Source organism: Xanthomonas sp. 3498, from assembly GCF_014199795.1.
In the GTDB taxonomy this organism is placed as follows: Bacteria; Pseudomonadota; Gammaproteobacteria; order Xanthomonadales; family Xanthomonadaceae; genus Xanthomonas_A; species Xanthomonas_A rydalmerensis.
This window is the reverse complement of the sequence record NZ_JACHOH010000001.1, coordinates 64,287-86,520: the sequence shown is the minus strand read 5'-3', so window position 1 is coordinate 86,520 and position 22,234 is coordinate 64,287. Positions and strand designations below refer to the sequence as shown.

At 68.8% G+C, this 22,234-nt stretch carries 21 protein-coding genes; 8 read left to right on the top strand and 13 right to left on the bottom strand.

Annotated elements, in window-relative coordinates; translation table 11 throughout:
* Positions 1-50: 50 nt before the first annotated feature.
* Positions 51-1,898, top strand: a complete 1,848-nt coding sequence (locus tag GGR66_RS00375; protein WP_184446822.1) for a S8/S53 family peptidase — start codon at positions 51-53, stop codon at positions 1,896-1,898.
* A gap of 242 nt (positions 1,899-2,140) precedes the next feature.
* Here GGR66_RS00375 and GGR66_RS00370 read toward each other — a convergent pair whose 3' ends face one another.
* On the bottom strand, positions 2,141-3,955 hold the full coding sequence (locus tag GGR66_RS00370) for a DUF885 domain-containing protein (RefSeq protein ID WP_184446821.1): 1,815 nt from the start codon (positions 3,953-3,955) through the stop codon (positions 2,141-2,143).
* Positions 3,956-4,236: 281 nt separating this feature from the next.
* On the opposite strand from GGR66_RS00370, the gene GGR66_RS00365 reads away from it, so the two are divergent.
* Complete coding sequence (locus tag GGR66_RS00365) at positions 4,237-5,049, top strand: DUF4349 domain-containing protein (RefSeq protein WP_184446820.1); 813 nt, start codon at positions 4,237-4,239, stop codon at positions 5,047-5,049.
* A 335-nt stretch (positions 5,050-5,384) separates the two neighbouring features.
* On the opposite strand, the gene GGR66_RS00360 is transcribed toward GGR66_RS00365, so the two are convergent.
* From GGR66_RS00360 to GGR66_RS00340, 5 genes are all read right to left on the bottom strand, one after another.
* Positions 5,385-5,678, bottom strand: coding sequence for a hypothetical protein (locus tag GGR66_RS00360; RefSeq protein ID WP_160969972.1), 294 nt, complete (start codon positions 5,676-5,678; stop codon positions 5,385-5,387).
* Positions 5,679-5,744: 66 nt separating this feature from the next.
* Entirely contained in the window at positions 5,745-7,178 is a 1,434-nt protein-coding gene (locus GGR66_RS00355) for a DUF2867 domain-containing protein (protein WP_184446819.1), read from the bottom strand.
* Positions 7,179-7,208: 30 nt separating this feature from the next.
* The gene (locus GGR66_RS00350; RefSeq protein WP_017909067.1) at positions 7,209-7,523 is read right to left on the bottom strand and encodes a metalloregulator ArsR/SmtB family transcription factor; all 315 of its coding nucleotides are present in this window, start codon (positions 7,521-7,523) and stop codon (positions 7,209-7,211) included.
* 262 nt (positions 7,524-7,785) lie between these two features.
* Positions 7,786-8,565 (bottom strand): LytTR family DNA-binding domain-containing protein, encoded by a 780-nt coding sequence (locus GGR66_RS00345; protein ID WP_184446818.1) that lies wholly within the window; start codon positions 8,563-8,565, stop codon positions 7,786-7,788.
* Positions 8,562-9,668 carry a histidine kinase gene (locus tag GGR66_RS00340; RefSeq protein WP_184446817.1) on the bottom strand — a complete coding sequence of 369 codons (1,107 nt, stop codon included), beginning with the start codon at positions 9,666-9,668 and terminating at the stop codon, positions 8,562-8,564. Before GGR66_RS00340 ends, GGR66_RS00345 begins: the two co-directional genes overlap by 4 nt.
* A gap of 209 nt (positions 9,669-9,877) precedes the next feature.
* On the opposite strand from GGR66_RS00340, the gene GGR66_RS00335 reads away from it, so the two are divergent.
* A complete protein-coding gene (locus tag GGR66_RS00335) occupies positions 9,878-10,264 on the top strand; it encodes a hypothetical protein (RefSeq protein WP_184446816.1) in 387 nt (128 codons plus the stop codon).
* 337 nt (positions 10,265-10,601) lie between these two features.
* On the opposite strand, the gene GGR66_RS00330 is transcribed toward GGR66_RS00335, so the two are convergent.
* Positions 10,602-11,543 carry a LysR substrate-binding domain-containing protein gene (locus GGR66_RS00330; protein WP_184446815.1) on the bottom strand — a complete coding sequence of 314 codons (942 nt, stop codon included), beginning with the start codon at positions 11,541-11,543 and terminating at the stop codon, positions 10,602-10,604.
* A gap of 216 nt (positions 11,544-11,759) precedes the next feature.
* On the opposite strand from GGR66_RS00330, the gene GGR66_RS00325 reads away from it, so the two are divergent.
* Positions 11,760-12,683, top strand: a complete 924-nt coding sequence (locus GGR66_RS00325; RefSeq protein ID WP_184446814.1) for a DMT family transporter — start codon at positions 11,760-11,762, stop codon at positions 12,681-12,683.
* A gap of 99 nt (positions 12,684-12,782) precedes the next feature.
* On the top strand, positions 12,783-13,295 hold the full coding sequence (locus GGR66_RS00320; protein ID WP_184446813.1) for a DinB family protein: 513 nt from the start codon (positions 12,783-12,785) through the stop codon (positions 13,293-13,295).
* Between the two features lie 24 nt (positions 13,296-13,319).
* Here the strand turns inward: GGR66_RS00320 and GGR66_RS00315 are convergent, their stop codons facing one another.
* Positions 13,320-14,240 (bottom strand): peptidylprolyl isomerase, encoded by a 921-nt coding sequence (locus GGR66_RS00315; RefSeq protein ID WP_184446812.1) that lies wholly within the window; start codon positions 14,238-14,240, stop codon positions 13,320-13,322.
* 101 nt (positions 14,241-14,341) lie between these two features.
* Complete coding sequence (locus tag GGR66_RS00310; protein WP_184446811.1) at positions 14,342-16,120, bottom strand: XVIPCD domain-containing protein; 1,779 nt, start codon at positions 16,118-16,120, stop codon at positions 14,342-14,344.
* A gap of 170 nt (positions 16,121-16,290) precedes the next feature.
* Here GGR66_RS00310 and GGR66_RS00305 point away from each other — a divergent pair, with 170 nt between their 5' ends.
* Together GGR66_RS00305 and GGR66_RS00300 are read left to right on the top strand one after the other, a co-directional pair.
* Complete coding sequence (locus GGR66_RS00305) at positions 16,291-16,656, top strand: PadR family transcriptional regulator (protein WP_184446810.1); 366 nt, start codon at positions 16,291-16,293, stop codon at positions 16,654-16,656.
* Positions 16,653-17,573 (top strand): sensor domain-containing protein, encoded by a 921-nt coding sequence (locus tag GGR66_RS00300; protein ID WP_184446809.1) that lies wholly within the window; start codon positions 16,653-16,655, stop codon positions 17,571-17,573. Before GGR66_RS00305 ends, GGR66_RS00300 begins: the two co-directional genes overlap by 4 nt.
* A gap of 44 nt (positions 17,574-17,617) precedes the next feature.
* On the opposite strand, the gene phaZ is transcribed toward GGR66_RS00300, so the two are convergent.
* Positions 17,618-18,928 (bottom strand): polyhydroxyalkanoate depolymerase, encoded by a 1,311-nt coding sequence (gene phaZ, locus GGR66_RS00295; protein ID WP_184446808.1) that lies wholly within the window; start codon positions 18,926-18,928, stop codon positions 17,618-17,620.
* 63 nt (positions 18,929-18,991) lie between these two features.
* Positions 18,992-19,597, bottom strand: a complete 606-nt coding sequence (locus GGR66_RS00290) for a class I SAM-dependent methyltransferase (RefSeq protein ID WP_184446807.1) — start codon at positions 19,595-19,597, stop codon at positions 18,992-18,994.
* Between the two features lie 81 nt (positions 19,598-19,678).
* On the opposite strand from GGR66_RS00290, the gene GGR66_RS00285 reads away from it, so the two are divergent.
* Entirely contained in the window at positions 19,679-20,134 is a 456-nt protein-coding gene (locus GGR66_RS00285; RefSeq protein ID WP_184446806.1) for a CopD family protein, read from the top strand.
* A gap of 162 nt (positions 20,135-20,296) precedes the next feature.
* Here the strand turns inward: GGR66_RS00285 and GGR66_RS00280 are convergent, their stop codons facing one another.
* Complete coding sequence (locus GGR66_RS00280) at positions 20,297-21,256, bottom strand: acetyl-CoA carboxylase carboxyltransferase subunit alpha (RefSeq protein WP_160969946.1); 960 nt, start codon at positions 21,254-21,256, stop codon at positions 20,297-20,299.
* Between the two features lie 83 nt (positions 21,257-21,339).
* Entirely contained in the window at positions 21,340-22,203 is an 864-nt protein-coding gene (locus tag GGR66_RS00275) for a hypothetical protein (protein ID WP_184446805.1), read from the bottom strand.
* Between the last annotated feature and the right edge of the window lie 31 nt (positions 22,204-22,234).

The following is a 22,234-nucleotide window of genomic DNA, read 5'->3' as shown; positions in this document are numbered from 1 at the left end:
TGTTCCGGTGCCCCGACGCGCGGGGCATCTCCCAGTCAAAGGATGAGTCCATGAAGAAGACATCGACCGAGCTGCTGCTGGCCGCGCTGCTGGCGAGCCTGGCCGTCGCCTCCGCGCACGCGCAGCCGCAAGCCGCCGGCGGCGGCAAGTTCCCGGCCAAGCGCATGCTGCAGGAAGCGACCATGCCGCGCACCGATACGCAGGGACGGCGCCTGTACGCGATCGACCTCAACCCGTTCGTGCTGCAGGAGACCACGCGCCTGTACGCCAAGTCCCGTCCCTCGGACTACCGCACCCTGGATCCGGCGATCCGCGCGCACGAGAACAGCACCGGCATGGTCCACTACGCCGACCAGATCGCGCAGCTGCCGGGGGTGAAGATCGAGCGGGTGCTGTCCACGGTGTCCAGCACCGTCTATGCCTGGATGCCGGAGCGCACCGCGGCGCAACTGCTCAAGGCCGACTGGGTGGTCTCGGTGCGCGGGGTCGAAGCCACGCACGCCACGTTCTCCGCTGCGGGCGACATCGTCAATGGCGGCGAGATCACGCCCTGGGCGCTGCCGTACACGCAGACCAACGATGGAGTCACCACGTCCAATCCCGCGTATCTGCTCGATGCGGTGCTGGACAATCCGCCGCATCCCGAGCTCAACGTGGTGTATCGCCAGGATTTCCCGACGCTTTCGCCCAACCCCCTGCACAGCACGGCGACGGCAGGGCTGATCGGTGCCAGGCAGAATGGACAACTGGTGCGCGGCGTCAATCCTGGCCAGCCGATCAAGGCGTTCGGCCTTGCCGATCTGAACGAAAGCACCGTGGCCACCGCGCTGGATGCCGCAGTGCGCTACGCCGAAGCGTCGGGCGAATTCGCCGTCCTGAACATGTCGTTCAATCAGAGCCCAGGTGGGACCTACAACCCGTTCAATGCCAGCAATCGTTGGGGCCGTCGGATGCGCGCGGCGAGCAATCGTTTCTTCATCACCCAGTCGGCGGGCAATGCCTACACCGTCGGGCTCTCGCCGCTGGAGCAGGACGCGTGCAAGGTGGCGTTCGGCTACATCGATCCGCAGACCCAGCAGGGGGCCGCACGCGACATGGATGGCATCGTCGTGGTCGGTGGCTTGCAGCGTGACGGCTCGCGCTTTGCCGGCGCACAGAACAGCGATCGCTGGGGCGGCTATGCGAAGGGATCGACCGTCGGCCCTTGCGTCGAGGCGTGGGCGCCGGCGCACGAAATCACCAACCTCATTTACGACGGTGGCACCGAAGCTGTCTCCGGCACCTCGTTCGCCGCGCCGATCGTTGCCGCGATCGCCTCGCGCTACGGCAACACCCAGACCCGGCCGCTCGAGCGAGAGGCCTACATCAAGGCCGGCCTGAGCAACACCGGCTACAGCGAGGCCGGCCTGCCGCTGCGCAAGGTGCAGTACGTGGCGCCGTCGTCGCTGAACCTGATCAAGCGCCTGCCGATTGTCGGCGCGACGTCGCCGACCAACTCGGACAACCTGGCCTCGCTGTACGACGGCCGCTTCTTCAGCGATACCGACTACTGGAACGCACGCACCAACTGGGGCAGCGTCACCGTGAACCTGGGGCAGACGCGCAAGGTCACCGGCGTGCGCATCACCGTGCGCACCGCGGCCAGCGAAACCGCGGGCGTCGCGCAGCCGATCGACTTCGCCGTTTCCGCCGGCCGGCATGGCGCGGTATTCGGCGGCAGCACCAATCCCGGGCCGGTGTACTTCGACAACCCGCAGTACTACACCGAGCCCGATCAGTCCGATGTGGCGCCGGTGTACATCGCCTTGAACGGCAGCACCGCCCAGTACCTGAAGATCGAGGCCAACAACCCGTACTCGTGGTTGGCCTACTCGGAAATCGAAGTCTACGGCGAGTGAGTGACGCAGGTGCCGCCGCTGATTGCGGCGGCGCTTGGCAATGCCTTCACGCTGCTGGTTTCGCCTCGGGCTGATGCGGTCGCGGCCTGATCGCAGCGAGATGTCCGCTGTGCGCTGCGCACCGTCAATTGCAGCCACGCCTTCCGGTTCGCACCTTGTGCCGTCTTCGGCAGCCCCCTCCATCGAGGGGGCTTTTCTCTAGGCGCATCGGCAACGCCGCCGTTGCCAATCCCCAATCCCCGCTACTTGATCGGCTCGTCCAGCATCAGCTCGCGCACGAACCGCACCGGCGGGGCGCCGTAGGACAGCACCTGGTCGTGGTAGGCCTTGAGGTTGAACTTGTCGCCGAGCTTGTCCTGCATCGCCTTGCGCAGGTCCAGGTGTTCCTGCACGCCGACGAAGTAGGTCGGCAACTGGGTCGAGGTCAGCTGCGCGCGCACCCACTTGCCCTCGGCCTCGCTCTGCTGCTGGAAGGTGTCGTGGACCATCAGGTGCAGCGCCTGTTCCTTGCTCCAGCCTTCCACGTGCACGCCCTGGTCGAGCAGCGCGTTGGCGATGCTGCGCAGGTAGAACTTCAGCTGCACCAGGTGGAACAGCGGATCGTTGTCCAGATAGCCCTGCTCCTGCATCATCCGCTCGGTGTACACCGCCCAGCCTTCGGCGAACACGCCCGAGCGCAGTACGCCGCGCAGGGTGGACGGGAACTTGGCCGAGTGCCACCCTTCCACGTAATGCCCGGGCACGCCCTCGTGGATGCTCAGCAGGTGGATCATGCGGCTGTTGTATTCGCGCAGGAACGAGTCGGCCTGCTGCGCGGTCCAGTCGTCGGGAATCGGCGACACCGCGTAGAAGGTCTTCAGGTTCTTGTCGAGCGGACCGGGCGAATCGCAGTACGCCACCGCCACGCCGCGCTGGAACTCGGGCATCAGGATGATGTCCACCGGCGCGTCGGGCAGGGTCACCAGATCCTTCTTGCGCACGAAGTCGGTGGCATCGGCCAGCGAGGCCTTGGCGTCCTCGACCACCTTGTCGCGCGCCGGATGCTGCGCGTAGGCCAGCTCCAGCGCCGCCTCGATCGCCTTCTGCTGCTGCGCGTCGCTGGGCGCGTCGACCAACGCCGGAGCGCCGGGCTTGTCCTTGAGCACGGTGCGGGCGATGGCGTACATGTCCTGGCGCACGCGCGTGAGCTCGGCTTCGGCGCGCTGCTTGATGTCGGCGCGCGACAGCGAGGAGTTGAGCGCGAACTTCAGCTTCTGGTCGTACTTCTCCGCACCCAGGCGGAAATCGCCCTTGGCGTTGGGCACCAGGGTCTGGTCCAGCCAGGTCTGCTGCTCGGCCACGGCCTTCTTCAGGCCCTCGATCGCCGCCTGCAGGCGTTGCGCGTCGGCCTGCGGCAGTTCCTGGATGTGCGGGACGATGAAGCTGTCGACGATGCTGAGGATGCCGCGGTTCTGCTTGGCCACGGTCCTGGCGCTGATCTCCGACACGCGGGCCGGGTCGAGGTTGGCGCGCGCCTGCGCAAACAACGCCGGGATCTTCTCCATGCGCGCGGTGGCCGACTTCAGCCGCTCCGGCAGCGGCGCGAACTCGCGCGCCATCAGCCCGTAGATCGCGCCGCCGGCCAGGCCGTTGTAGACCTGCGGATCGGTCGCCCAGCCCTGCGCCACCTCGTTGCTCCAGATGTCGGACTGCAATTGGTTGCGCAGGATCGCCGCGTCCACCTGGTTCTCGCGCGAGAGCTTGGCCACGTCGAGCTTGTCCAGCTCGGCCAGCAGCTGCTTGCTCGCCTCCAGGCTCTTCTGCCGGCCGGCGGCGCTGAGGTCGTCCAGTTCGCTGTCGTAGCGGTGGTCGCCGGTCTGGGTGGCGCCGACCGGGGACAGCTGCATCCAGGTGTCGACGGCGCGCTTGGACAGCGCGGCGAAGCTGGCGTCGGCGGCGGCATCGGTGGCGGCCGCGGCCTGGCCGGGAGCGGCGTTGCTGGCGGCGGGCGCATCGGCGGGTTTCTGGCAGCCGGCGAGGGCGGCGAGCAGGGCGGCGGCGAGCAGGTGCTTGCGCATCGGGGTTCCTGGAGTGGGTCGATCCGCCAGGGTAGCCCCGCCGTGCTGCCGGCGCCCCTGCCATTGGATTACCCTTGACGCTTTCGCCACTCCGGAGCATCGAAATGCAGGACAAGGGACGTCGCCATCGCGGCCGCAGTGTGTGCGATTCCGAGATCGCCACGGTCGATGCCGCACTGCCTGCCGCAGCCGGGGCAGGGCGTGCCGAGACTGCGAGCGCTCGACGCGGCCCGCGGCCTGGCAGCCGGCGCTGGCGCGGCTGGGGCGTTTCCCTGGCGTTGATGGCGGCGATTGCTGCCTGCAGCCGTGGCGGCGAGAGCGCTGCTCCGCCGCCCTATGCCGCCGATGCTGCCAGCAGTGCCGCCGAGGCCGCGTCGCAGGCGGCAGATGCGTCCTTCGCCGCGGGTGCGCCTGGCGAAGAGCATCGCGCCATGGCGACACTGGCCTATGAGCACGAGGTCGATGTGGCGCTGCCGGCGGCGCAGATCCCCGCGCGGCTCAAACAACTCCAGGAGGAGTGCCAGCAGTCGCGTTTCGGGGCCTGCACGGTGTTGCAGGTCGAACAGCGTGGCGGCGAGCAGCCGCACGGCGAACTCAGCGTGCGGATCGCGCCGGCCGGGGTCGAGCCGTTGATCGCGCAGGCAGGCCAGGGTGGCCAGATCGAAAGCCGCACCACCCATGCCGAGGATCTGGCGCAGGAGGTGCAGGACAACGACGCGCAGCGCCAGCGTCTGCAGGCCGAGCAGCGGCGCCTGCAGGAGTTCCAGCAGCGCCGCGATCTCAGCGTGGCCGATATGATCGCGCTGTCGGAGAAACTGGCCGCCGTGGAGACGCAGTTGCTCGCCACCAGCCAGGAAGCCGCGCAGCAGCGCCGACGCCTGGATACGCAGCGGGTGACGCTGACCTTCGTCGCGCCGACCGCCGAGCGTAGCCGCAGCGACATCGGCGATGCGCTGCGCGACAGTGGCGAAATCTTTGCCGGATCGATCGCCTGGGCGATTCGCGCAGTGGTCGGCCTGGCGCCGTTCGTGCTGCTCGGCTATGCGCTGTGGCGGCTGATCGCCTGGCGTCGACGTCGGCGGCGCGCAGCTTAGGAGACGTGGCTTTCCCGTCCGATGTGGATCGGGCGGGAGCGCCCCAGGCGATACGCCAGCGAGGTGGGGCGGCGCTGCGCTTGCCGCACGCATGCCACGCAGGGTGGCGTGGCATCGAACAGGTCTGGTCGGTCATTGATCCCGGGTCGCGGCTGACGCCGCCCCTGCAGGTACATCGACGATGCGCGTGCTGGCAGCGTGGGAATGCTTCAATCCCGACGCATGGCCGCAACGTGCCCGAACCAGGGGACGCGGCTGACCGTACTTCTACGCAAGCAGGCCATGCGGCCTGCCGGGACGCGGCGCCACGCGGCGCAACGTCCCATCGGCCGGCGTCAGCCTTCGTCCTGTTCGAACTCGACGATCACGTCCAGCTCGAACGCCAGCGCTTCCACCGCTTCGCGCACCTTCTGTGCGGTGGCGGCGTTGCCGGCTTCCACTTCCACTTCGTGGGTGCCCGGTCCCTGATCGTCGGGCAGACCGGCGGAACTCGAATCGTCGTCGTCCATGTGTGGCATCAGGTCGTCGATTTCCTCGACGTGTTCGATGCCTTCCAGGCTCGACAGCAGGTTGATGATGGCGCGGGCGTCGTCCTCGCTGCCGGTGATGCGGATGCGGAGCTGGGGCATGTGCCTTCCTCTTGGGGGGAAGGCGCAGGCTAGGCAGGCATCGGCTAAGGCGGGGTGATGACGCGCTCAGCGCAGTGGCACGACCGCGTCCGGCCCGGCATGCTCGGCCACCGGCAGCAGCAGCGCCTCGGCGGCCGCGTGCAGCAGCGTCGGTGCGATGTAGCGGCGGTGCGCGGCGGCGATCAGGGCCATGTACAGGTGTCCGAAGCGGTTGCGGCAGGCCACACGCGTCTCCAGGCTCAGTTCGGCGCTGCCGTCGTCGCGCAGCGTCACGCCCACGCAACTGCGGAACACCAGGTGGCGGTCGTCGGCGCCGAGCAGCACCTGCACGCGCCGCGCCTGCGCCGTGGAGGCCTGCGCCAGCACCGGGAAGCGGCCGGCGAACAACTGATCGCGCTGCGGCGACAGCAGCGAGGACACCGGGCAGCCCAGCGGCGAGGTGCGCAGCCGCAGCGGCGCGACCAGCACGTTGCGCAGGCGCATCAGCCAGGTCACGGTACGCGGCGGGTGCCGCAGGAAGCCGTCCAGCAAGGCGGCCATCAGTGCGTGTGCGCCCAGTGGCCGCAGCGCCTGCGCCGGCACCGTCAGCCGCACGCTGTCCTGGTGATGATGCGCGGGCAGCTGCTGTTCGAGCAGCGAGCCGGGCAGCAACTGTCGCGTCACCCGTGCCCGCGGCAAGCGTGGCGCGAGCGCCGCGAAACCGGCTGGATGTCGCCAGGCGCCCAGCCGCTGCCGAAGGCGTCCGCTGAGGGCGCGCAGGCCGGCGCACCAGGCCAGGCGCCGGCTGCCTGGCGACGCCGCCAGCGACAGCCGCACCGTCGGTACGGGCAGCGCCTGCGCCTGCGGCGATGCGAGCAGCGCCGCGACCGGGGCCGGAAGCAGTTCGGTGAGGGTGGCGATGTCGGCGGTGCCGGCCAGGACCTGCGCGCGCACGTCCTCGGCAAGCGCGCCGCCGGCTTCGTCGCTGTGGCAGGACAGGGCGAAGAACGCCGGATGCCCGGACTGCGCGCGCAGCGGCGCGAACTGGTGCCAGGTGCCGCCGCCGAAGCGCACGCTGAACAGGCAGTCGGCGGGCAGTTCGACATGGCGCAGCGCGGCGAGGAAATGCTGGGGATCCTCCTGCAGTTGCGCTGGCGAGGCGGTACTGAAACGCAGCAGCGCGCCGCCGCTGCCGGTGATCGCGGTGAACATGCGATGCCCGGCATGGCAATGGAACGGATGGCCGCCGCTGCCGACCGCGAACGAATACAGTGCGGTCGACTCGCCATTGCCGAAATCGGTGCCGGCCAGACGCGCCGAGGGTTCGTCCAGCGCATCGCGGAACTGCGGATGCGCGCGCTGGCGCAGGCAGGCCTGGGCGATCAGCGGATCGCCGGCACCCACGCCGAGCTGGGCGATCAGGATGACCTCCACCGGCAAGCCGCCGCTATAGGAGGGCAGGCGCACCGAGGGAAATCCGGTTTGCGCGGCGGCGTGTTCGCTGAGCGGTGCGGCGGTCATCGGCGGACTCCTGTTGCCGTGGCGGAAGGATCAGGCGGTGCGCTTGGCCTGCCTGCGCGACTCGCGTTTGAGCGGGCCGGCACTGGGGCAGATCTCGAAGGCGAAACCGCTGAGGGTGTTGACCAGGTTGTCGGGGGTGAGCCGGTAGACCACGAACTGGCCGCGGCGCTCGCTCGCCACCAGTCCCGCCGCTTCCAGCACGGACAGGTGCCGCGAGATCGCCGGCGCGCTCATCGCGAAGCGCTGCCCGATCTCCCCGGCGGTAAGTTCCTGGGCCGACAGGTAGGCCAGGATCTCGCGGCGTGGCCGCGAAGCGAGGGCTTCGAAAACGCGATCGATGGACATCGGAGTTTAGCTAATTAACGAATTAGTTAATTAATGACGTGTCGCCATGCAACTGTCAAGTGCCGAGGCAGCGCCGTCGGGCGCGGCGGTGGGGGCCACGTGCGCTGCCTTCTGGTGGAAGCGGCTCGGCCGCGACGGGGATTTTCGGTCCGCGCACAGGCGGGCGGCATGGCGATGACTCGGTGCCCTTCCATGGCGTTCGCCATCCATCAGCAGAGCGGTCGTGGCGGACGAGGCGGTCGGCGCAGTGCCCGCGTTTCGTTCAAGGGTCCTTGCGCGTCGTCACCAGCCCCAGGAAGGCTTCGTGCTGGTAGCGGCTCATGCGCAATTGCTGCCCCGTATCCATCGTGACCACATGGTGGCCGTTGAACCAGGGGTGGATCGCCCTGACCCGGCGCAGGTTGATGATCGCGGACCGGTGCACGCGGGCGAAGTGGCGCGGGTCCAGCCGCGCGGCCAGCGTGGCCATGGTCTCGCGCAGTTCATGGGTGCGGTCGGCGAGGTGGATCAGCACCGTGTTGCGGCTGGCCTTGATCCAGACGATGTCCTCGACCGCGACCAGCACCACCGCTTCGTCGACGCGCACCGGAATCCGTTGCAGATAGTCGTCGCGCTGGCGCAACGCATCCAGGGTCTGCAGGATGCGCGCCTCGGAAGAGGTGCCCACGCCGATGCCGGCGGACAGGCGCCGTTTCGCACGCTGCAGGGTCTCGGCGAAGCGTTCGCGGCTGAAGGGTTTGACCAGGTAGTCCACCGCGTTGGCCTCGAACGCACGGACCGCGTAGTGCTCGTAGGCGGTGACGAAGATCGTCGCCGGCATGTTGGCCGCACCGATCGTGGCGACGACGTCCATGCCGGTCATCGCCGGCATCTGGATGTCCAGGAACACCAGGTCGGGCGACTGGCTGCGGATCGCGATCACCGCAGAGGCGCCATCGCCGCATTCGCCGAGCAGTTCGATGTCCGGATCGGCGCGCAGCAGCCGCACGATGGCGTGGCGTGCGATCGGCTCGTCGTCGATCACCAGCGCGGTGACGCTCATGCAGGGAGGTGCTCCGGGGCTTCCTCGGCGTCCAGCTCGCGGAACGGCAGCCGGATGCGGCAGGCAACGCCTTGCGGATAGAGCATGTCGAGCCGGATGTCGGCGTTGTCGCCGTAGAGTTCCTGCAGCCGCAGGCGAGTATTGGAGAAGCCGATGCCGTGTCCGCCCGCTTTGCTGTTTTCCTCCAGCGTGCTGTTGCCGTTGCGCACTTCGATGGAGAGCGTTTCGCCTTCGCGCCGGCTCTCGATCTCGATGCGGTCGCTGCCGACACGCTGGCCGATGCCATGGCGGATCGCATTCTCCACCAGGGGTTGCAGCAGCAGACTAGGCACCGCGCAGTGCAGGGTGCCGGGGGCGACATAGATCTTCGCGCTCAGGCGGTCGCCGTACCGCTTGCGCTGGATGCCCAGATACAGGTCGAGCAGGGCCAGTTCGCGTTCCAGGGTGATTTCCTGGCCGTCGTATTCTTCCAGGAACGCCCGCAGCAGTTCGCTCAACCGCAGCAACATGTCCTCGGCGGCGACGGTGTCTTCGTCCAGCAGGGTGACGATGGCATGCAGCGTGTTGAACAAGAAATGCGGTTGCAGCTGGCTCTTCAGCACTTGCAGGCGCGACTGCGCGAGCTCGGCGGCCAGGCGGCTGGCTTCCACTTCGCGCCGGGTCTTCTCGGCGTGGAAGTGCAGCGCTTGCTGGATCGCGAACAGGGTCCAGTAGGTCAGCAACCCGATGGCGAAGTGCTGCTCCAGGAAATATCCCAGCTGTTCAGCGAAACCACTGGGCTCGAACAGGGTGGAGGCCAGCGCGCCGATGACCATCGCGGCAAACGTCACGCACAGGCTTGCGACTGCCTGCGCGCCAAGCCCGTGGAAGCGCTGAGCGCCACGGACAGGAAAGCGTTCGGCGAGCCGGAAGACGGTGGGCGCCAGGAGGGCCCAGCTGTACCACTGGATCAGCGACCATCGGATGGGCACCTCCAAAGGCCATCTGCTGGCAACCGCACCGTTGTTGACGATGTTCTGGAGCATGAACACCATGGCCACCAGCGTCCACAGCGCGATATAGCGCCCCAGGCTCATTTCGGTATTGCCGAGTCGGACGTTCATCCAGAGGTGGTCGAGGGGTGACGGGCGCATCCTAGGCGCAGCGACACGCCGTGGAAAGCGCCGGCGCGCGCCCACTACGATTGGGAGCGCGAGAACGACGATTCGTCCCGAATCGATTTGCAGCCGCACGATCACCCGGCCTGATGGGCAGGCCAGCACAGCGGAATCTACCCCGCGTGGCTGGCGCATCCTTCCATCGGAGATCCGTCATGCCCTCGATCCGCGTCCTTGCCTTGACTCTTGCCCTGTCCGTTGCGACCGCACCGGCTGCCGCGGCCGAGCCGGTGCGCTATCTGGAACTGAGCAACCGCGCCTACGACGCGCTGACGTCGCTGGCCGTCGCTGCACCAGGCAGTGAACAGTTCCGCGAGGTCGCACTCCACGCGCCGTTGCGGGGCGGCGGCGACGCAGCGACCTTTCCGCTCGCCGGTCATGCCTGCCGCTACGATCTTCGCTTCACCTTTCGCAACGGACGTTCGATGCTGTATCGGGATGTGGACATTTGCGCGCACCGCGTGCGCATTCGGCCGTTGCCGCATTCGCAGTCGGGCGGGCGTGCGCCGCAGGTCGTTGAGACGGCTGGAACCTCACCTTGACCCGCTGTCCCGATCGAAGACAGACGACGGCGTGTCCTTTCCTCATCTGGATCATGGCCCCCTTTTCGGGGGAAGGTGCAGCGCAGGCGCGGACGAGGGGGTGGGCGCAGCCTCGTCCATCCGGATTCCGCGAGTCGCTTGTGCGTCGGACCCACCCCAACCCCTCTCTCGATGGGAGAGGGGCTTCCGCTCTCTGCGGGAGGGACTTCAGTCCCGACGCGACCCGCCGTGAGACGCAAGATCTCGGTCGCGCCACCATCTCACTGCACACGCACTGCGCACGCACGGCATCGGTCGTGGTCGATGCCACCCCCGCGAATGCGTGCGGCCAGGGGCGCTAGCCCGCCTTCGGCGGCAACCCCAGCAGTTCCGCCGGCAGCGCTGGCATCGGCGTGCGCTCGTCCAGCGCCTCGCGCTTGAGCCAATCGACGAAGTGGCTGGCGGCCGGGCTGAGCAGGCGGTGGGTCGGATGCACGATGTAGTAGGAATAGCGCGCGGTCAGCGCCGGGCCGGGCAGGCGCACCAGCTCGTAGCGTTGCAGGTAGGGCTGGGCGATGTGCTTGCGCGCCAGCACCGCGCCCACGCCGTACACCGCCGCGCGCATCGCATCGGTGCTGTCGTTGAAGGTGTGCATCGGCGGCAGCGCCACGCCGCGCACGCCGGCGGCGCGGAACCAGTCGCGCCAGCCCTGCGGCGACATGTCGGTGAGCAGCGGCAACTGCGCGATCTGCTCGGGCCGGCGCAGCGTCGCCAGTTGCGGCAGGGCCGGCGAGGCCACCGGGAACAGTTCGTCGTCCATCAGGTGGTGCGAGGTCAGTCCCGGCCAGTCGCCCTGGCCGTAGCGGATGCCGAGTTCCGGCCCGCCGTCTTCGAAGCGCGAGAACGCGGAGTCGGTCTGGATCTCCAGGCGTACGTGCGGGTAGGCCTGGCAGAAGCGCGGCAGGCGCGGCAGCAGCCAGCAGTACGAGAGTGAGCGCAGTGTGGTGAGGCGCAGCGGCGCGGTGTCGGCCTGCGGATGCAGGTTGCCGGCCACCGCGGCGATGTCGGCCAGCGCCGCGCTGGCGGCATCGGCCAGTTGCCGGCCTTCGGCGGTCAGCTTGACCCCGCGCGCCTGGCGCTGGAACAGGGTGGCGCCGAGCAGGGCTTCCAGGCGCCGCACATGGTGGCTGACCGCACTGGCGGTGAGGTGCAGTTCCTCCGCGGCATGGGCGAAGTTCTGGTGGCGGGCCGCGGCGGCGAACACGCCAAGCGCGGGCAGCAGGGACGGGCGCAGTTGCATGAGCAGACACGCGGCAGATTTGTGGCTCGCGACGATACTACGCGCTTGTCGGCCCCGTGGCGCAGGATGATGCTGGCAGCCGAACGCGACATGCGCGGCGCGCAGCGGCGAGGCGGGGTCGGCGCGAAGGCGCCGCTCGGCACCCGCAGCCGGCCGCGGATGCGTGGCGTCGCACGATCGCTGCGGCGCGTTCCCGGTCGACCACGAGCCTCCTCCATGCCTACTTCCGATACCTCTCTGCAGCCGGCCATCTCCGTCCCTGCTGCGTCCGCACCCGACGGCGCTGCGACGCGCGACTGGCGCACGCCGCTGGAACTGGGCTTCCTCGGCATCGTCTGGGGCTGCTCGTTCCTGTTCATGCGCGTGGCCGCGCCGCAGTTCGGCGCCTATGCGCTGGTGGAACTGCGCCTGGCGCTGGGCGCGGCGGTGCTGCTGCCGTTCCTGTGGCTGGCGCGGGCGCGCTTCCCGCTGCGGCGCTGGCCGACCCTGGCGGGGATCGGCCTGCTCAACTCCGCGTTGCCGTTCCTGCTGTTCGCCTGGGGCGCGCAACATGCGCCGGCGGCGATCGGCGCGATCTGCAACGCAATGACCGTGCTGTTCACCGCATTGATCGCGTTCCTGTTCTTCGGCGAGAAGATCGGCACGCGCCGCGCGTTGGCGCTGTTGATCGGCTTCGCCGGCATCGTGGTGTTGGCCACCGGCAAGTCGGCTGGCATCAGCGTGGGACCCGCCGCGCTGGCCGGCACCACCGCCTCGTTGCTGTATGGCATCGGCTACAGCCTGGTGAAGCGGCACATGAGCGATCTGCCGCCGGCCGCCGCCGCCGCGTCCACCCTGGGTTGCAGCGCCTTGCTGCTGGCGCCGCTGGCCTGGACGCATTGGCCGGCCGCCCCGGTGCCGGCCGTCGCCTGGGCCTGCGCGGGCGGTCTGGGCGTGCTGTGTACCGGGCTGGCGTTCCTGTTGTACTACCGGTTGATCCAGCGCATCGGCCCGGCGCGCGCGTCGACGGTGACCTACCTGGTGCCGGTGTTCGGCGCGCTGCTGGCCTGGGCGCTGCTCGGCGAACCGCTGACCTGGACCATGTTGCTGGCCGGCATGCTGATCCTGGGCAGCGTCGCCTTCAGCCAGCGCGCGCGGTAGCAGCGCCGCGGCAACGTGCGCGAAGATGCCCGAACTGGCGGCGCACCGGCGCGCCCTAATCGCCGTGTGGCGCACGCCTTTGGCTTGGAGAACAACGCAATGACCGATTCCCTGCTCGCATCGCAGTTCGCCTTCAAGGCCTGGGCCAACGTCGAACTGCTGCAGGCGCTGGCGCAGATCGACGGCGATGCGTTTCCGGCGCAGCGCGAGCGCGCGATCCGGCTGTTGAACCACACCTACGTGGTGGACCGGATCTTCGCCGCGCACCTGCAGTGCGGCACGCATGCATTCACCGCGAGCAACACGCCGCAGACGCCGGAACTGGTGGCGCTGGGCGCGGCCGTGACCGAATCGGACCGATGGTATGCCGATTACGTCGCCCGGCTCGACGCGGCCGCCTTGCAGCAGACGCTCGCGTTCCGTTTCACCGATGGCGACGCCGGCAGCATGAGCCGGCAGGAAATGCTGTTCCACGTGCTCGCGCACGGCGCCTTCCACCGCGGCAACATCGCCATGCTGCTGACCGAGTGCGACGTGGAGCAGCCGCGCGAACTGTTCACCCGCTTCCTGCACGCGCAGCAGCCGCAACGGCGCGCTGGCGGCGGCGCCTGAGCGCGCAGTGTCGCGCGGAATGCGCTATTGCGGCGGCGTGCGCACTGGCAGCGGCACGTTGCACAGGTCGATGTGCCCGGCCGGGCGCTTGTAGAACGCGTCGCGGCGGTTGCGCCGCGCTTCGGCGACTTCGCGGAAGGTGCGGGTGTCGGTGCGCAACACTTGCAGCGGGGTACGTTCGGCTTCCGGCACGTCGCTGGCCAGGCGGATCGCGCGGATCGGCGTGCGCTGCTCGGGTTTTTCGTAGAAGCCCATCGGGTCCGGCCCGCGCGGGATCACGCTGAGCAGTTCCATGCCCTTGACCACGCGGCCGACCACGGTGATGTTGCGGTCCAACTGCCGTGGCGACTGTCCGGTGACCACGTACAGTTCGGCGCCGATGCTGCTGTCCTCATCGTTGTTGCGGCCGGCGCCGAGCGTGCCGTAGCAGTGCGCCAGCCAGGCGGTGCCGGCCTTGGGATCGCGCGCCACCGGGAAGCCGTCGACGAAGCCCACCTGCGGCGCCCAGCCATCGCGGTCGGGCAGGGGCTGGAACGCCAGCCCCGCGGCGGGACGCTGGAATTCGGCCGGCAGGTGGGTCTTGGCGCTGCCCAGCGACTTGGCCTTGCCCGGCTCCTCGCCATCGGGGTCGCCGAACTGCACCACGAAATTGTCCTGCGAGCGGTAGATGCTCAGGCCGTCCCAGAAGTGCTCGTGGGCAAGGGTGCGGATGTTGCCGACGTGCTGCGGCGCGAACGCCGGCGCCAGCTCGATGATCACGCGGCCGGTCTCCAGTTCCAGGTAGAGCGTGTTCGCCGGATCCAGGGTGCGCCAGTCGCTGGGCTTGGAGGCATCCAGGATCTGTTGCGGGCTGCGGTACGGCACGGCCGGCGGCGGCGCCCCTGCCGCCGCGGCGAAGGTGGACAGCGACAACGCGAGGGCGAGCAGGGAAGTGCGCAGCGGCATGAGGGCGGCCCGGTCGGTGAGCGCTCGATTCTCACCGAAGCGGCGGCCGCTGCCAATGCGCCGGCGGCATGGCGCGACCGCCGTGCCGCCGGCAGTGCCGCCTACGACAGCGCGCGCCGCTGCGGTTCCTGCGCCTCCTGCACCGGCGCCTGGCTTGGGGCCGGCGGCAGCGCGGCCAGTTGCCTGGCGCTTTCGGCGGCCGGGATGGTCGCGGCCTGCGCGGCGTCCACGTAGGCCACCCGCTTGTCGCCGGACATGGGATCGCCCTGCACCGCGAACACGCGTCCGTTGTCGTTGCGCAGGATGTGATCGACCTGGGTCAGGCCGTCGCGCCTGGCCGCCAGCAGCAGGCTGCTGGCGACGTTGGCATCGTAGGGGCTGAGCTTGCTCGCGATCGCCTGCTGCATCGCCTGCTGCTGCGGATCGGCGACGGCATGCGCATCGGGCGCGGTGCCCGTGCTAGGGGCGGAGCGCGCGGGCGCCGACGGTGATGGCTGGTCGGCGCGCTCGACCTGCGCGTCGATGCGCACCAGGTCGCCGCCCGGCGTGCCGCCGGCGCTGCTGGCCACGCGAAACAGGCGCTCGCTCAGGCCGTACTGGGAATTGCCCAGGTTTCGCGCCAGCCCGATTGCGAAGTCCTGCGGACTCTGTTTTTCATACTGGGCGGCCTCGTGCGCGGTCATCGGACTGGCCTGGGCGGCACGCTGATACTGCTGGCGCAGCGCGTCCATCTGCTGTTCGGAAAAGCGCAGGGTGGCGTTCTGGCCGGCCGCGATCGGCGTATCGGCCGAGGCGGTGTCCTTGCCCGTCAGCGCGGCGTTGAGCAGCTGCGCCTGGTTGTGGTCGACCTTGTCGAAGGTGAACTGGTAGCTGCGCTCGTCCACGCGCTCCTTGCCCGCCGGATCGAACTGACGGGTCAGGGTCATCGGCACGTTGCCGGCGTACTGCACCTTGCCGACCACGCTGGAACTGCCATCGGCATAGGTGGTGCGCACGTTCTCGCCGCTGTTGCGCTGGCCGCCCAGTTCGGCCTTGAACGGACCCAGCCCGAGCTGGGCGCGGGTCTCCGAACTCATGGTCAGGCTTTCGACCTTCTGCACGTCGCCGACGCCGGGCGCGTCGGCGGCGAGTCGGCCGCTGGACAGGAACGTGCGATAGGCGGCCTGCGCCTGCGGCTCGCGCAGGTCGAAGGTGGCGGTGCGCATGGTCGCCTGACCCAGCGCGTCCTGCCGGCCGAGCATGGCCTGGGCGATGTCGGTCTTCAGCCCCACCGCCTCCAGGCGCTCCACCGCCTGGGTCGGGCCGACCGCGACGCGGACGCGGTCGGCGTCCAGGCGCTCCACCGCATAGCTCATGCCGGCCGCGTCGGTGCGCTCGCTTGACGTGGCGAAGCCGCGGAACGCGGCCTCCATCGAGGTCTTGGCGAATACCTGGCCATCGAGCCTGACGCGGCCGCCTTCCGGAATGGTCGTGGGATCGAAGGGATTCACCCGCGCAGCGGCGTCGGCCGTGGCCGCGCCGGGCAGCCTGACCTCGTAGCGGCCACGCTCGCCGGTGGCCTGGGTCAGGCTGCCGTCGGCGGCCAGGCGCCCGGCCTTGAAGTCGCCCTGGATGCGATGGCCCTGGGTGAACTCCATCTCGACGTTGAACGTGGTCTTGCCGTCTTCCTCCTTGCGGCCGGCGCCGACCTTGCCGGTATGCACCACCGCGTATTCCAGCGGGCCGTACTTGGCCTCTGCGGCCGTGCGGCTGTACTCGAGCGAACCCGAGCCGGCCGCCGGGTCGCGCTTGACCCCGCCGACCGAGAACTGGTTGCCGGATCCGGCGAAGCTGGCGTCGGTGGCCTGCCCGGGCTGTGGGGTGGCGGGCGTCGAACTCATGCGTGACCTCCTGGATGGCATGCGAGAAAGAAGTCTTCCGAGTGTAGTCAGCGCGGTGTTGTCGAATCGTTTGTCGCACCGGTGGCGGGCAGGCGAGGCAGGCATGACCAACGGCACAGGGACTATGTCGAACTCGGTACTAGTATCTATCTCAACCTAGTGAGGGCGCCATGGTCGAGCCGGATGCACAACTGAAGAAGTTCCAGAAGGAGCTGAGCGCCGGCACGGTGTCGCTGGCCCTGCTGGCGGTGCTGGCCGCGGCCGAGGCGCCGCTGTACGGCTACCTGATCGCCAAGCGCCTGGAGCAGGTGGGCAAGGGCGTGCTCAGCGGCAAGCAGAGCGCGCTGTACCCGGTGCTGCGCAACCTGGAGGCGGCTGGCCTGCTGTCCAGCCATGTCGAGCCGTCGGTGGCCGGGCCGCCGCGGCGTTACTACCACATCACCGCGGCGGGCCTGGCCACGCTGCGGCAATGGGCCGCGGCGTGGCGCGCCACCCGCGATTCCGTCGATTCCGTGCTGAAGGGGATTTCAGAATGAGCAGCGCACACACCGCACCGCGGCCCTTGCCGACCACCATTCCCGACTACCTGGCGCAACTGCGCGCGGCGCTGGCCGGCGCCGACCCGGCGCTGGTCCAGGACGCGCTGTACGACGCGGAGGAATACCTGCGTTCGGAGCTGGCCGAGCAGCCGGGCAAGAGCGAGGCCGAGGTCATCGCCGGTGTGGCCGGCAGCTACGGTGCGCCGGATGAGGTGGCCGAGATCTACCGTGAGACCGAAGTGACGGTGAACCGTGCACTGCGCCCGCCGACGCTTCCCAAGCGCCGCTCGCTGTCCGGTCGCTTCTTCGGCGTTGTCGCCGACCCGCGCGCCTACGGCAGCCTGTTCTACATGCTGCTGTCGCTGGTCACCGGCATCTTCTACTTCACCTGGCTGGTCACCGGCATCAGCGTGTCGGCGGGCATGCTGATCCTGATCGTCGGCGTGCCGCTGCTGGTGCTGTTCTTCGGCTCGGTGCGCGTGCTGTCGCTGGTGGAAGGGCGCATCGTGGAAGTGCTGCTGGGCGAACGCATGCCGCGGCGGCCGCTGTACAGCGCGCCGCAACAACCGTGGCTGCGGCGCATCGGGCAGATGTTCACCGATGCGCGCACCTGGACCACGATGCTGTACTTCCTGCTGATGCTGCCGCTGGGCACCTTCTACTTCAGCGTGTTCATCACCCTGCTGAGTATTGGGCTGGCGCTCGCGGCGGCGCCGCTGGGGTTCTTCCTGCCGCAGCAGTTCAATGCGATGTTCGTCGACGGGAACGTCATCGAAAGCGCGCCGTGGCTGCTGCCGGTGTGGAGCGCGCTGGGCATCGTGCTGCTGTTCGGTACGCTGCACCTGGCGCGCGCGGTCGGCAAGCTGCATGGCCTGCTGGCAAAGCACTTGCTGGTGCACAGCGCGGGGCAATGACGAGGTGCCGCGGCCGGCAGCTGCCGGCCGCGGACGTTACCGGCTCAGCCGGCCTTGCGGCTGCCGCGGCGCTTGAGCGGGGTGACGTTGCCGGTCGCCGGCGCGCGGCTGGCAGCGGCGTTGGCGGCGATGAAGCTGCGCACTTGCGGATACACGATGTCGCGCCAGCGGCGGCCGCTGAAGATGCCGTAATGACCGGCGCCTTGCACTTCCAGATGCTGGCGGCGCGCGGCGGGAATGCCGGTGCACAGGTCCTGCGCGGCCGCGGTCTGGCCCAGGCCGGAGATGTCGTCCAGCTCGCCTTCGATGCTGAGCAGCGCGGTGTCGCGGATCGCGGCCGGATCGACGCGTTCGCCGTCGATCACCCATTCGCCGCGCGGCAGCAGGAACTCCTGGAACACCACGCGGATGGTGTCCAGGTAGTAGGTGGCCGGCATGTCCAGCACCGCGTTGTACTCGTCGTAGAAGCGGCGGTGCGCCTCGGCGTCCTGCAGGTCGCCCTTGACCAGGTTGGCGTAGAAATCCCAGTGCGACATGAAGTGCCGGCTCGGGTTCATCGCCAGGAAGCCGATGTGCTGCAGGAAGCCCGGATAGACCTCGCGGCCGTGGCCCGGGTATGACGGCGGCACGGTGTGGATGACGTTGTGCTCGAACCAGGACAGCGGATTGCGCGTGGCCAGGTTGTTGACCTCGGTGGGGCTGCGCCGCGCGTCGATCGGGCCGCCCATCATCACCAGCGAACGCGGCGTGGTCTCGCCGCGCCCGGCCATCAGCGACACCGCGGCCAGCACCGGCACGGTCGGCTGGCACACGCTCATCACGTGCAGCGACTCGGCGCCGATGTGGCGGATGAAGTCCTGCACGTAGCGCACGTAGTCGTCCAGCCCGAAGTCGCCTTCGGCCTGCGGCACCATGCGCGCGTCGATCCAGTCGGTGACGTAGACCTTGTGATCGCGCAGCAAGGTGCGCACGGTGTCGCGCAGCAGCGTGGCGTGGTGGCCGGACAGCGGCGCCACCACCAACACGGCCGGCTGCTTCTTGAGACCGTCCACGACCTTGGCGTCGTCGCTGAAGCGCTTGAAGCGCAGCAGACGGCAGAACGGCTTGCGCAGCACTTCCTGTTCGACGATCGGCAGCGCGTGGCCGTCGACCTCGACATGGTCCAGCGCCCAGGCCGGCTTCTCGTAGTCCTTGCCGAGGCGGTGCATCAGCTCGTTGCTGGCGGCCAGGCGCTCGGCGCCTGGCAGCGTCGACCACAGGCTGTTGGGATCGGAGAAGATCTTGGCGTTGGCTTCGGCCTGGTGCACCCAGGGGGCGAGCAGGTTACGGGTCAGTTCGTGCCACTGGTAGAGCATGCCGGTGTTTCCATCCTGAGCGTATGCTGCCGTGCAGCATAACGCATCCGCGCTGTTTGCACCTTAATGGGGAACCAGACCAATCGTCTCCAGCGCCGCCGCATCCCCCGCCAGCGCTGGCGCCAGCCAGCAATGACTGCCGACCGGGCGCAGCCCGAGCGCACCGAACTGGCGCCGGTACCAACGCGCCGCGCGTGGCTGGAAGCCGGCGTGGTCGCCGTCGAAGTCGTCTTCGGCGGTGAAGGTCTCCAGGAACGCCACGCCGCCGCACAACTCCACCAGGCCGGGCAGGCCCTGACGCAACTCGCGGCTGGGCACGTAATGCAGCACGTCCGAGCACACCAGCAGGTCCACCGGCGCACACGGCCGCAGCCAGGCGAAATCGCCGAAGCGCGCCGGGTGCAGGTTGCGGTGGCGGCCGTAGCGGGCGACCGCGTAGTCGCTGCTGTCGAAGCCGAGATAGCGCAGCTTCGGCCGCAACTTCAGCAGCGGCGCGCGCCAGGCGCCTTCGCCGCAGCCGATGTCGAGCACGCTGCGGATCGGCCGTTCCAGGTAGTACTCGGCCTGGGCCACGGCGAGGGCGACCTTGCGCGTCAGGCGCGCGGCATCGCCGATGCCGTCGCGGCGATACCAGCGCTGGAAGTAGTCGGCGTCGTACTGTTTGCTCATGAGCGCGTGTGATCCGTGCGGGCGCCGGACGAATCGGCGAAAATGGCCGCACATCCTACGCCAGCGACCCGGAGCCAGCGCATGCAACTCTATTTGTGGATCAAGTCCCTGCATCTGCTGTTCGTGATCGCATGGATGGCGGCGGTGTTCTACCTGCCGCGGATCCTGGTCAACGTCGCCGAGAGCGCGGGCCAGCCGCAGGTGCAGGAACGCCTGGCGCTGATGGGGCGGCGCCTGTACCGCTTCGGCCACAGCATGTTCGGCCTGGCGCTGCTGCTGGGGCTGACGCTGTGGCTGGGCTACAAAGTGCTGCCGGACTTCCCGACCATGGTCGCGCCCGGCCACAGCGGCTGGCTGCACGCCAAGCTCGGCCTGGTGGCGCTGATGCTGGCCTACTACATCTTCACCGGCCGCTGGCTCAAGCGCTTGGGCCAGGCACAGCCGCTGCCGCCCTCGCGCGCGCTGCGCCTGTTCAACGAACTGCCGGTGCTCGGACTGCTGGTGGTGATCTGGCTGGTGCTGGCCAAGCCGTTTTGAGCGGGGATTGGGGATTCGGGATTGGGGATTCGTAACAGCGAGTTTCCCGGCGCCGACGTGTTATGGGTTGCCGCGATCAACACTGGAGCGGAAGGCCCCGCTTTTGCGAATCCCGATTCCCGATTCCCCAATCCCGAGTCGCCGCGCGCGGCGACTGGCGCCTCACGCCGTCTCGTAGGCGCCGTAGCCGCGCAGGCGCTCGTAGCGCTTCTGCAGCAGTTGCTCGATCGGCAGCTGTTCCAGCGCGTCCAGTTCGTTGAGCAGGACCGCCTTCAGACGCTTGGCCATCTGCGTCGGGTTGCGGTGGGCTCCGCCGATCGGTTCGCGGATCACCTTGTCGACCAGGCCCAGCGCGGACAGGCGCTTGGCGGTCAGGCCGAGTTGTTCGGCGGCGTCCTTGGCCTTGGACGCGTCCTTCCACAGGATCGAGGCGCAGCCTTCCGGCGAGATCACCGAGTAGGTGCCGTACTCCAGCATCAGGGTGCGGTCGCCCACGCCGATCGCCAGCGCGCCGCCGGAGCCGCCTTCGCCGATCACGGTGCAGATCACCGGCACCTTCAGTTCGGCCATCTCCAGCAGGTTGCGTGCGATCGCCTCGCTCTGGCCGCGCTCCTCGGCGCCGATGCCGGGGTAGGCGCCGGGGGTGTCGATGAAGGTCAACAGCGGCAGCTTGAAGCGTTCGGCCAGCTTCATCAGGCGCAGCGCCTTGCGGTAGCCCTCCGGACGCGGCATGCCGAAATTGCGTGCGATCTTGCTCTTGGTGTCGCGGCCTTTCTGGTGGCCGATGATCACCACCGCGCGGCCGTCGATGCGGCCGAGGCCGCCGACGATGGCCTTGTCGTCGGCGAAGGCGCGGTCGCCGGCCAGCTCCTGGAACTCGTCGCAGAACACGTTGATGTAGTCCAGCGTGTACGGGCGCTGCGGATGCCGCGCCAGCTGCGAGATCTGCCACGAGGACAGGTCGCGGAAGATCTGCGCGGTACGCACCCGCAGCTTGTCCTCCAGCGCGCCCACCTCCGCGTCGACGTTGACCGCCGGGCCGGTGCTGGCGTTGCGCAGTTCCTGGATCTTGGCTTCCAGATCGGCGATGGGTTGCTCGAAGTCGAGGTAGTTCGGGTTCATTGGACGCCGTGGTGAACGTGAATGTGGTGGAGTTTAGCCGAATGCCGCGTGGCGACCCGTACGCGGCCGTCCGGTGACTCGGCTCAGGGGCCGGTCACCAGCGCGGGGCTGGTCATGATCTGGCTGACGCCCTCGACGAAGGCGTTGACGCGTTTGTTGTCGTCCACCGACAGGCCGCTGAACAGGCGCGCGGTGGCATGGGTGAAGTCGATCTGCGTGGATACGTAGGTCTTGCGCAGGCGCTGTTGCTCGGCCGGATCGGTCGCATGCAGGTAGGCATTGACCAGCGCGTGCAGCGGCCCGGCGTGCGCCTCCATCACTGGCGGCAAGGCCGGCAGGCGTTCGGCCGCGGGCGTGACCCGGCGCTGCGGCGGCTGCCAATCGCGTGGCTGATGCGCCGCGACATAGCCAGGGGCATCGTGGCTGCTCTCGACGTAGGCGACGAAGTCGTCGGGCGCGAAAATCTTGCGCATGCGCCGGCCGCCACTGCTGTCGACTGCGCCGACGGCGTTCTCGGGGAATGGGGTATGCACGTCGAAGTCCCAGTCCTTGACGATGAACAAGTCGTGGACTTGCCCGTAGCGGCCTTTCAGTGCCACGCCCCGCACCTCGACGACTCCATCGCCCTGAAACTCGCGCGGACGGGCGGTGCTGGTCCAGTAGACCTCGTCGACCCAGTAGTAATCCGACAGGGTGGGATTGACCAGGGCGCCGTCGTGATCGGCATACACGGTGAAGGGCACGCGTCCGAGCTGCGCGGTCTGCAGGGTGTGCGCGCCCGGCGCCAGTTCCAGGGCCAGTTCGGCATGTGCGGGGATGCTGTGCGACTGTCCATCGACCTGGATCGGCAAGGCCTGCCCGGTCGGATTGTCGAAGCGGAAGGTTTGCGGACCCTTGCCGCAGGCAGTCAACAACAAAATGCAGCAGGACAGAAGCAAAAAGCGCACGCGGATATCCAGAACGTAGGGAAAAAAGAGA

Excerpts from the sequence above, each read along its gene's own strand:
- GGR66_RS00375 (WP_184446822.1), top strand. The coding sequence starts at position 51 with ATGAAGAAGACATCGACCGAGCTGCTGCTGGCCGCGCTGCTGGCGAGC.
- GGR66_RS00370 (WP_184446821.1), bottom strand. The coding sequence starts at position 3,955 with ATGCGCAAGCACCTGCTCGCCGCCGCCCTGCTCGCCGCCCTCGCCGGC.
- GGR66_RS00365 (WP_184446820.1), top strand. The coding sequence starts at position 4,237 with ATGGCGGCGATTGCTGCCTGCAGCCGTGGCGGCGAGAGCGCTGCTCCG.
- GGR66_RS00360 (WP_160969972.1), bottom strand. The coding sequence starts at position 5,678 with ATGCCCCAGCTCCGCATCCGCATCACCGGCAGCGAGGACGACGCCCGC.
- GGR66_RS00355 (WP_184446819.1), bottom strand. The coding sequence starts at position 7,178 with ATGACCGCCGCACCGCTCAGCGAACACGCCGCCGCGCAAACCGGATTT.
- GGR66_RS00350 (WP_017909067.1), bottom strand. The coding sequence starts at position 7,523 with ATGTCCATCGATCGCGTTTTCGAAGCCCTCGCTTCGCGGCCACGCCGC.
- GGR66_RS00345 (WP_184446818.1), bottom strand. The coding sequence starts at position 8,565 with ATGAGCGTCACCGCGCTGGTGATCGACGACGAGCCGATCGCACGCCAC.
- GGR66_RS00340 (WP_184446817.1), bottom strand. The coding sequence starts at position 9,668 with ATGAACGTCCGACTCGGCAATACCGAAATGAGCCTGGGGCGCTATATC.
- GGR66_RS00335 (WP_184446816.1), top strand. The coding sequence starts at position 9,878 with ATGCCCTCGATCCGCGTCCTTGCCTTGACTCTTGCCCTGTCCGTTGCG.
- GGR66_RS00330 (WP_184446815.1), bottom strand. The coding sequence starts at position 11,543 with ATGCAACTGCGCCCGTCCCTGCTGCCCGCGCTTGGCGTGTTCGCCGCC.
- GGR66_RS00325 (WP_184446814.1), top strand. The coding sequence starts at position 11,760 with ATGCCTACTTCCGATACCTCTCTGCAGCCGGCCATCTCCGTCCCTGCT.
- GGR66_RS00320 (WP_184446813.1), top strand. The coding sequence starts at position 12,783 with ATGACCGATTCCCTGCTCGCATCGCAGTTCGCCTTCAAGGCCTGGGCC.
- GGR66_RS00315 (WP_184446812.1), bottom strand. The coding sequence starts at position 14,240 with ATGCCGCTGCGCACTTCCCTGCTCGCCCTCGCGTTGTCGCTGTCCACC.
- GGR66_RS00310 (WP_184446811.1), bottom strand. The coding sequence starts at position 16,120 with ATGAGTTCGACGCCCGCCACCCCACAGCCCGGGCAGGCCACCGACGCC.
- GGR66_RS00305 (WP_184446810.1), top strand. The coding sequence starts at position 16,291 with ATGGTCGAGCCGGATGCACAACTGAAGAAGTTCCAGAAGGAGCTGAGC.
- GGR66_RS00300 (WP_184446809.1), top strand. The coding sequence starts at position 16,653 with ATGAGCAGCGCACACACCGCACCGCGGCCCTTGCCGACCACCATTCCC.
- phaZ (WP_184446808.1), bottom strand. The coding sequence starts at position 18,928 with ATGCTCTACCAGTGGCACGAACTGACCCGTAACCTGCTCGCCCCCTGG.
- GGR66_RS00290 (WP_184446807.1), bottom strand. The coding sequence starts at position 19,597 with ATGAGCAAACAGTACGACGCCGACTACTTCCAGCGCTGGTATCGCCGC.
- GGR66_RS00285 (WP_184446806.1), top strand. The coding sequence starts at position 19,679 with ATGCAACTCTATTTGTGGATCAAGTCCCTGCATCTGCTGTTCGTGATC.
- GGR66_RS00280 (WP_160969946.1), bottom strand. The coding sequence starts at position 21,256 with ATGAACCCGAACTACCTCGACTTCGAGCAACCCATCGCCGATCTGGAA.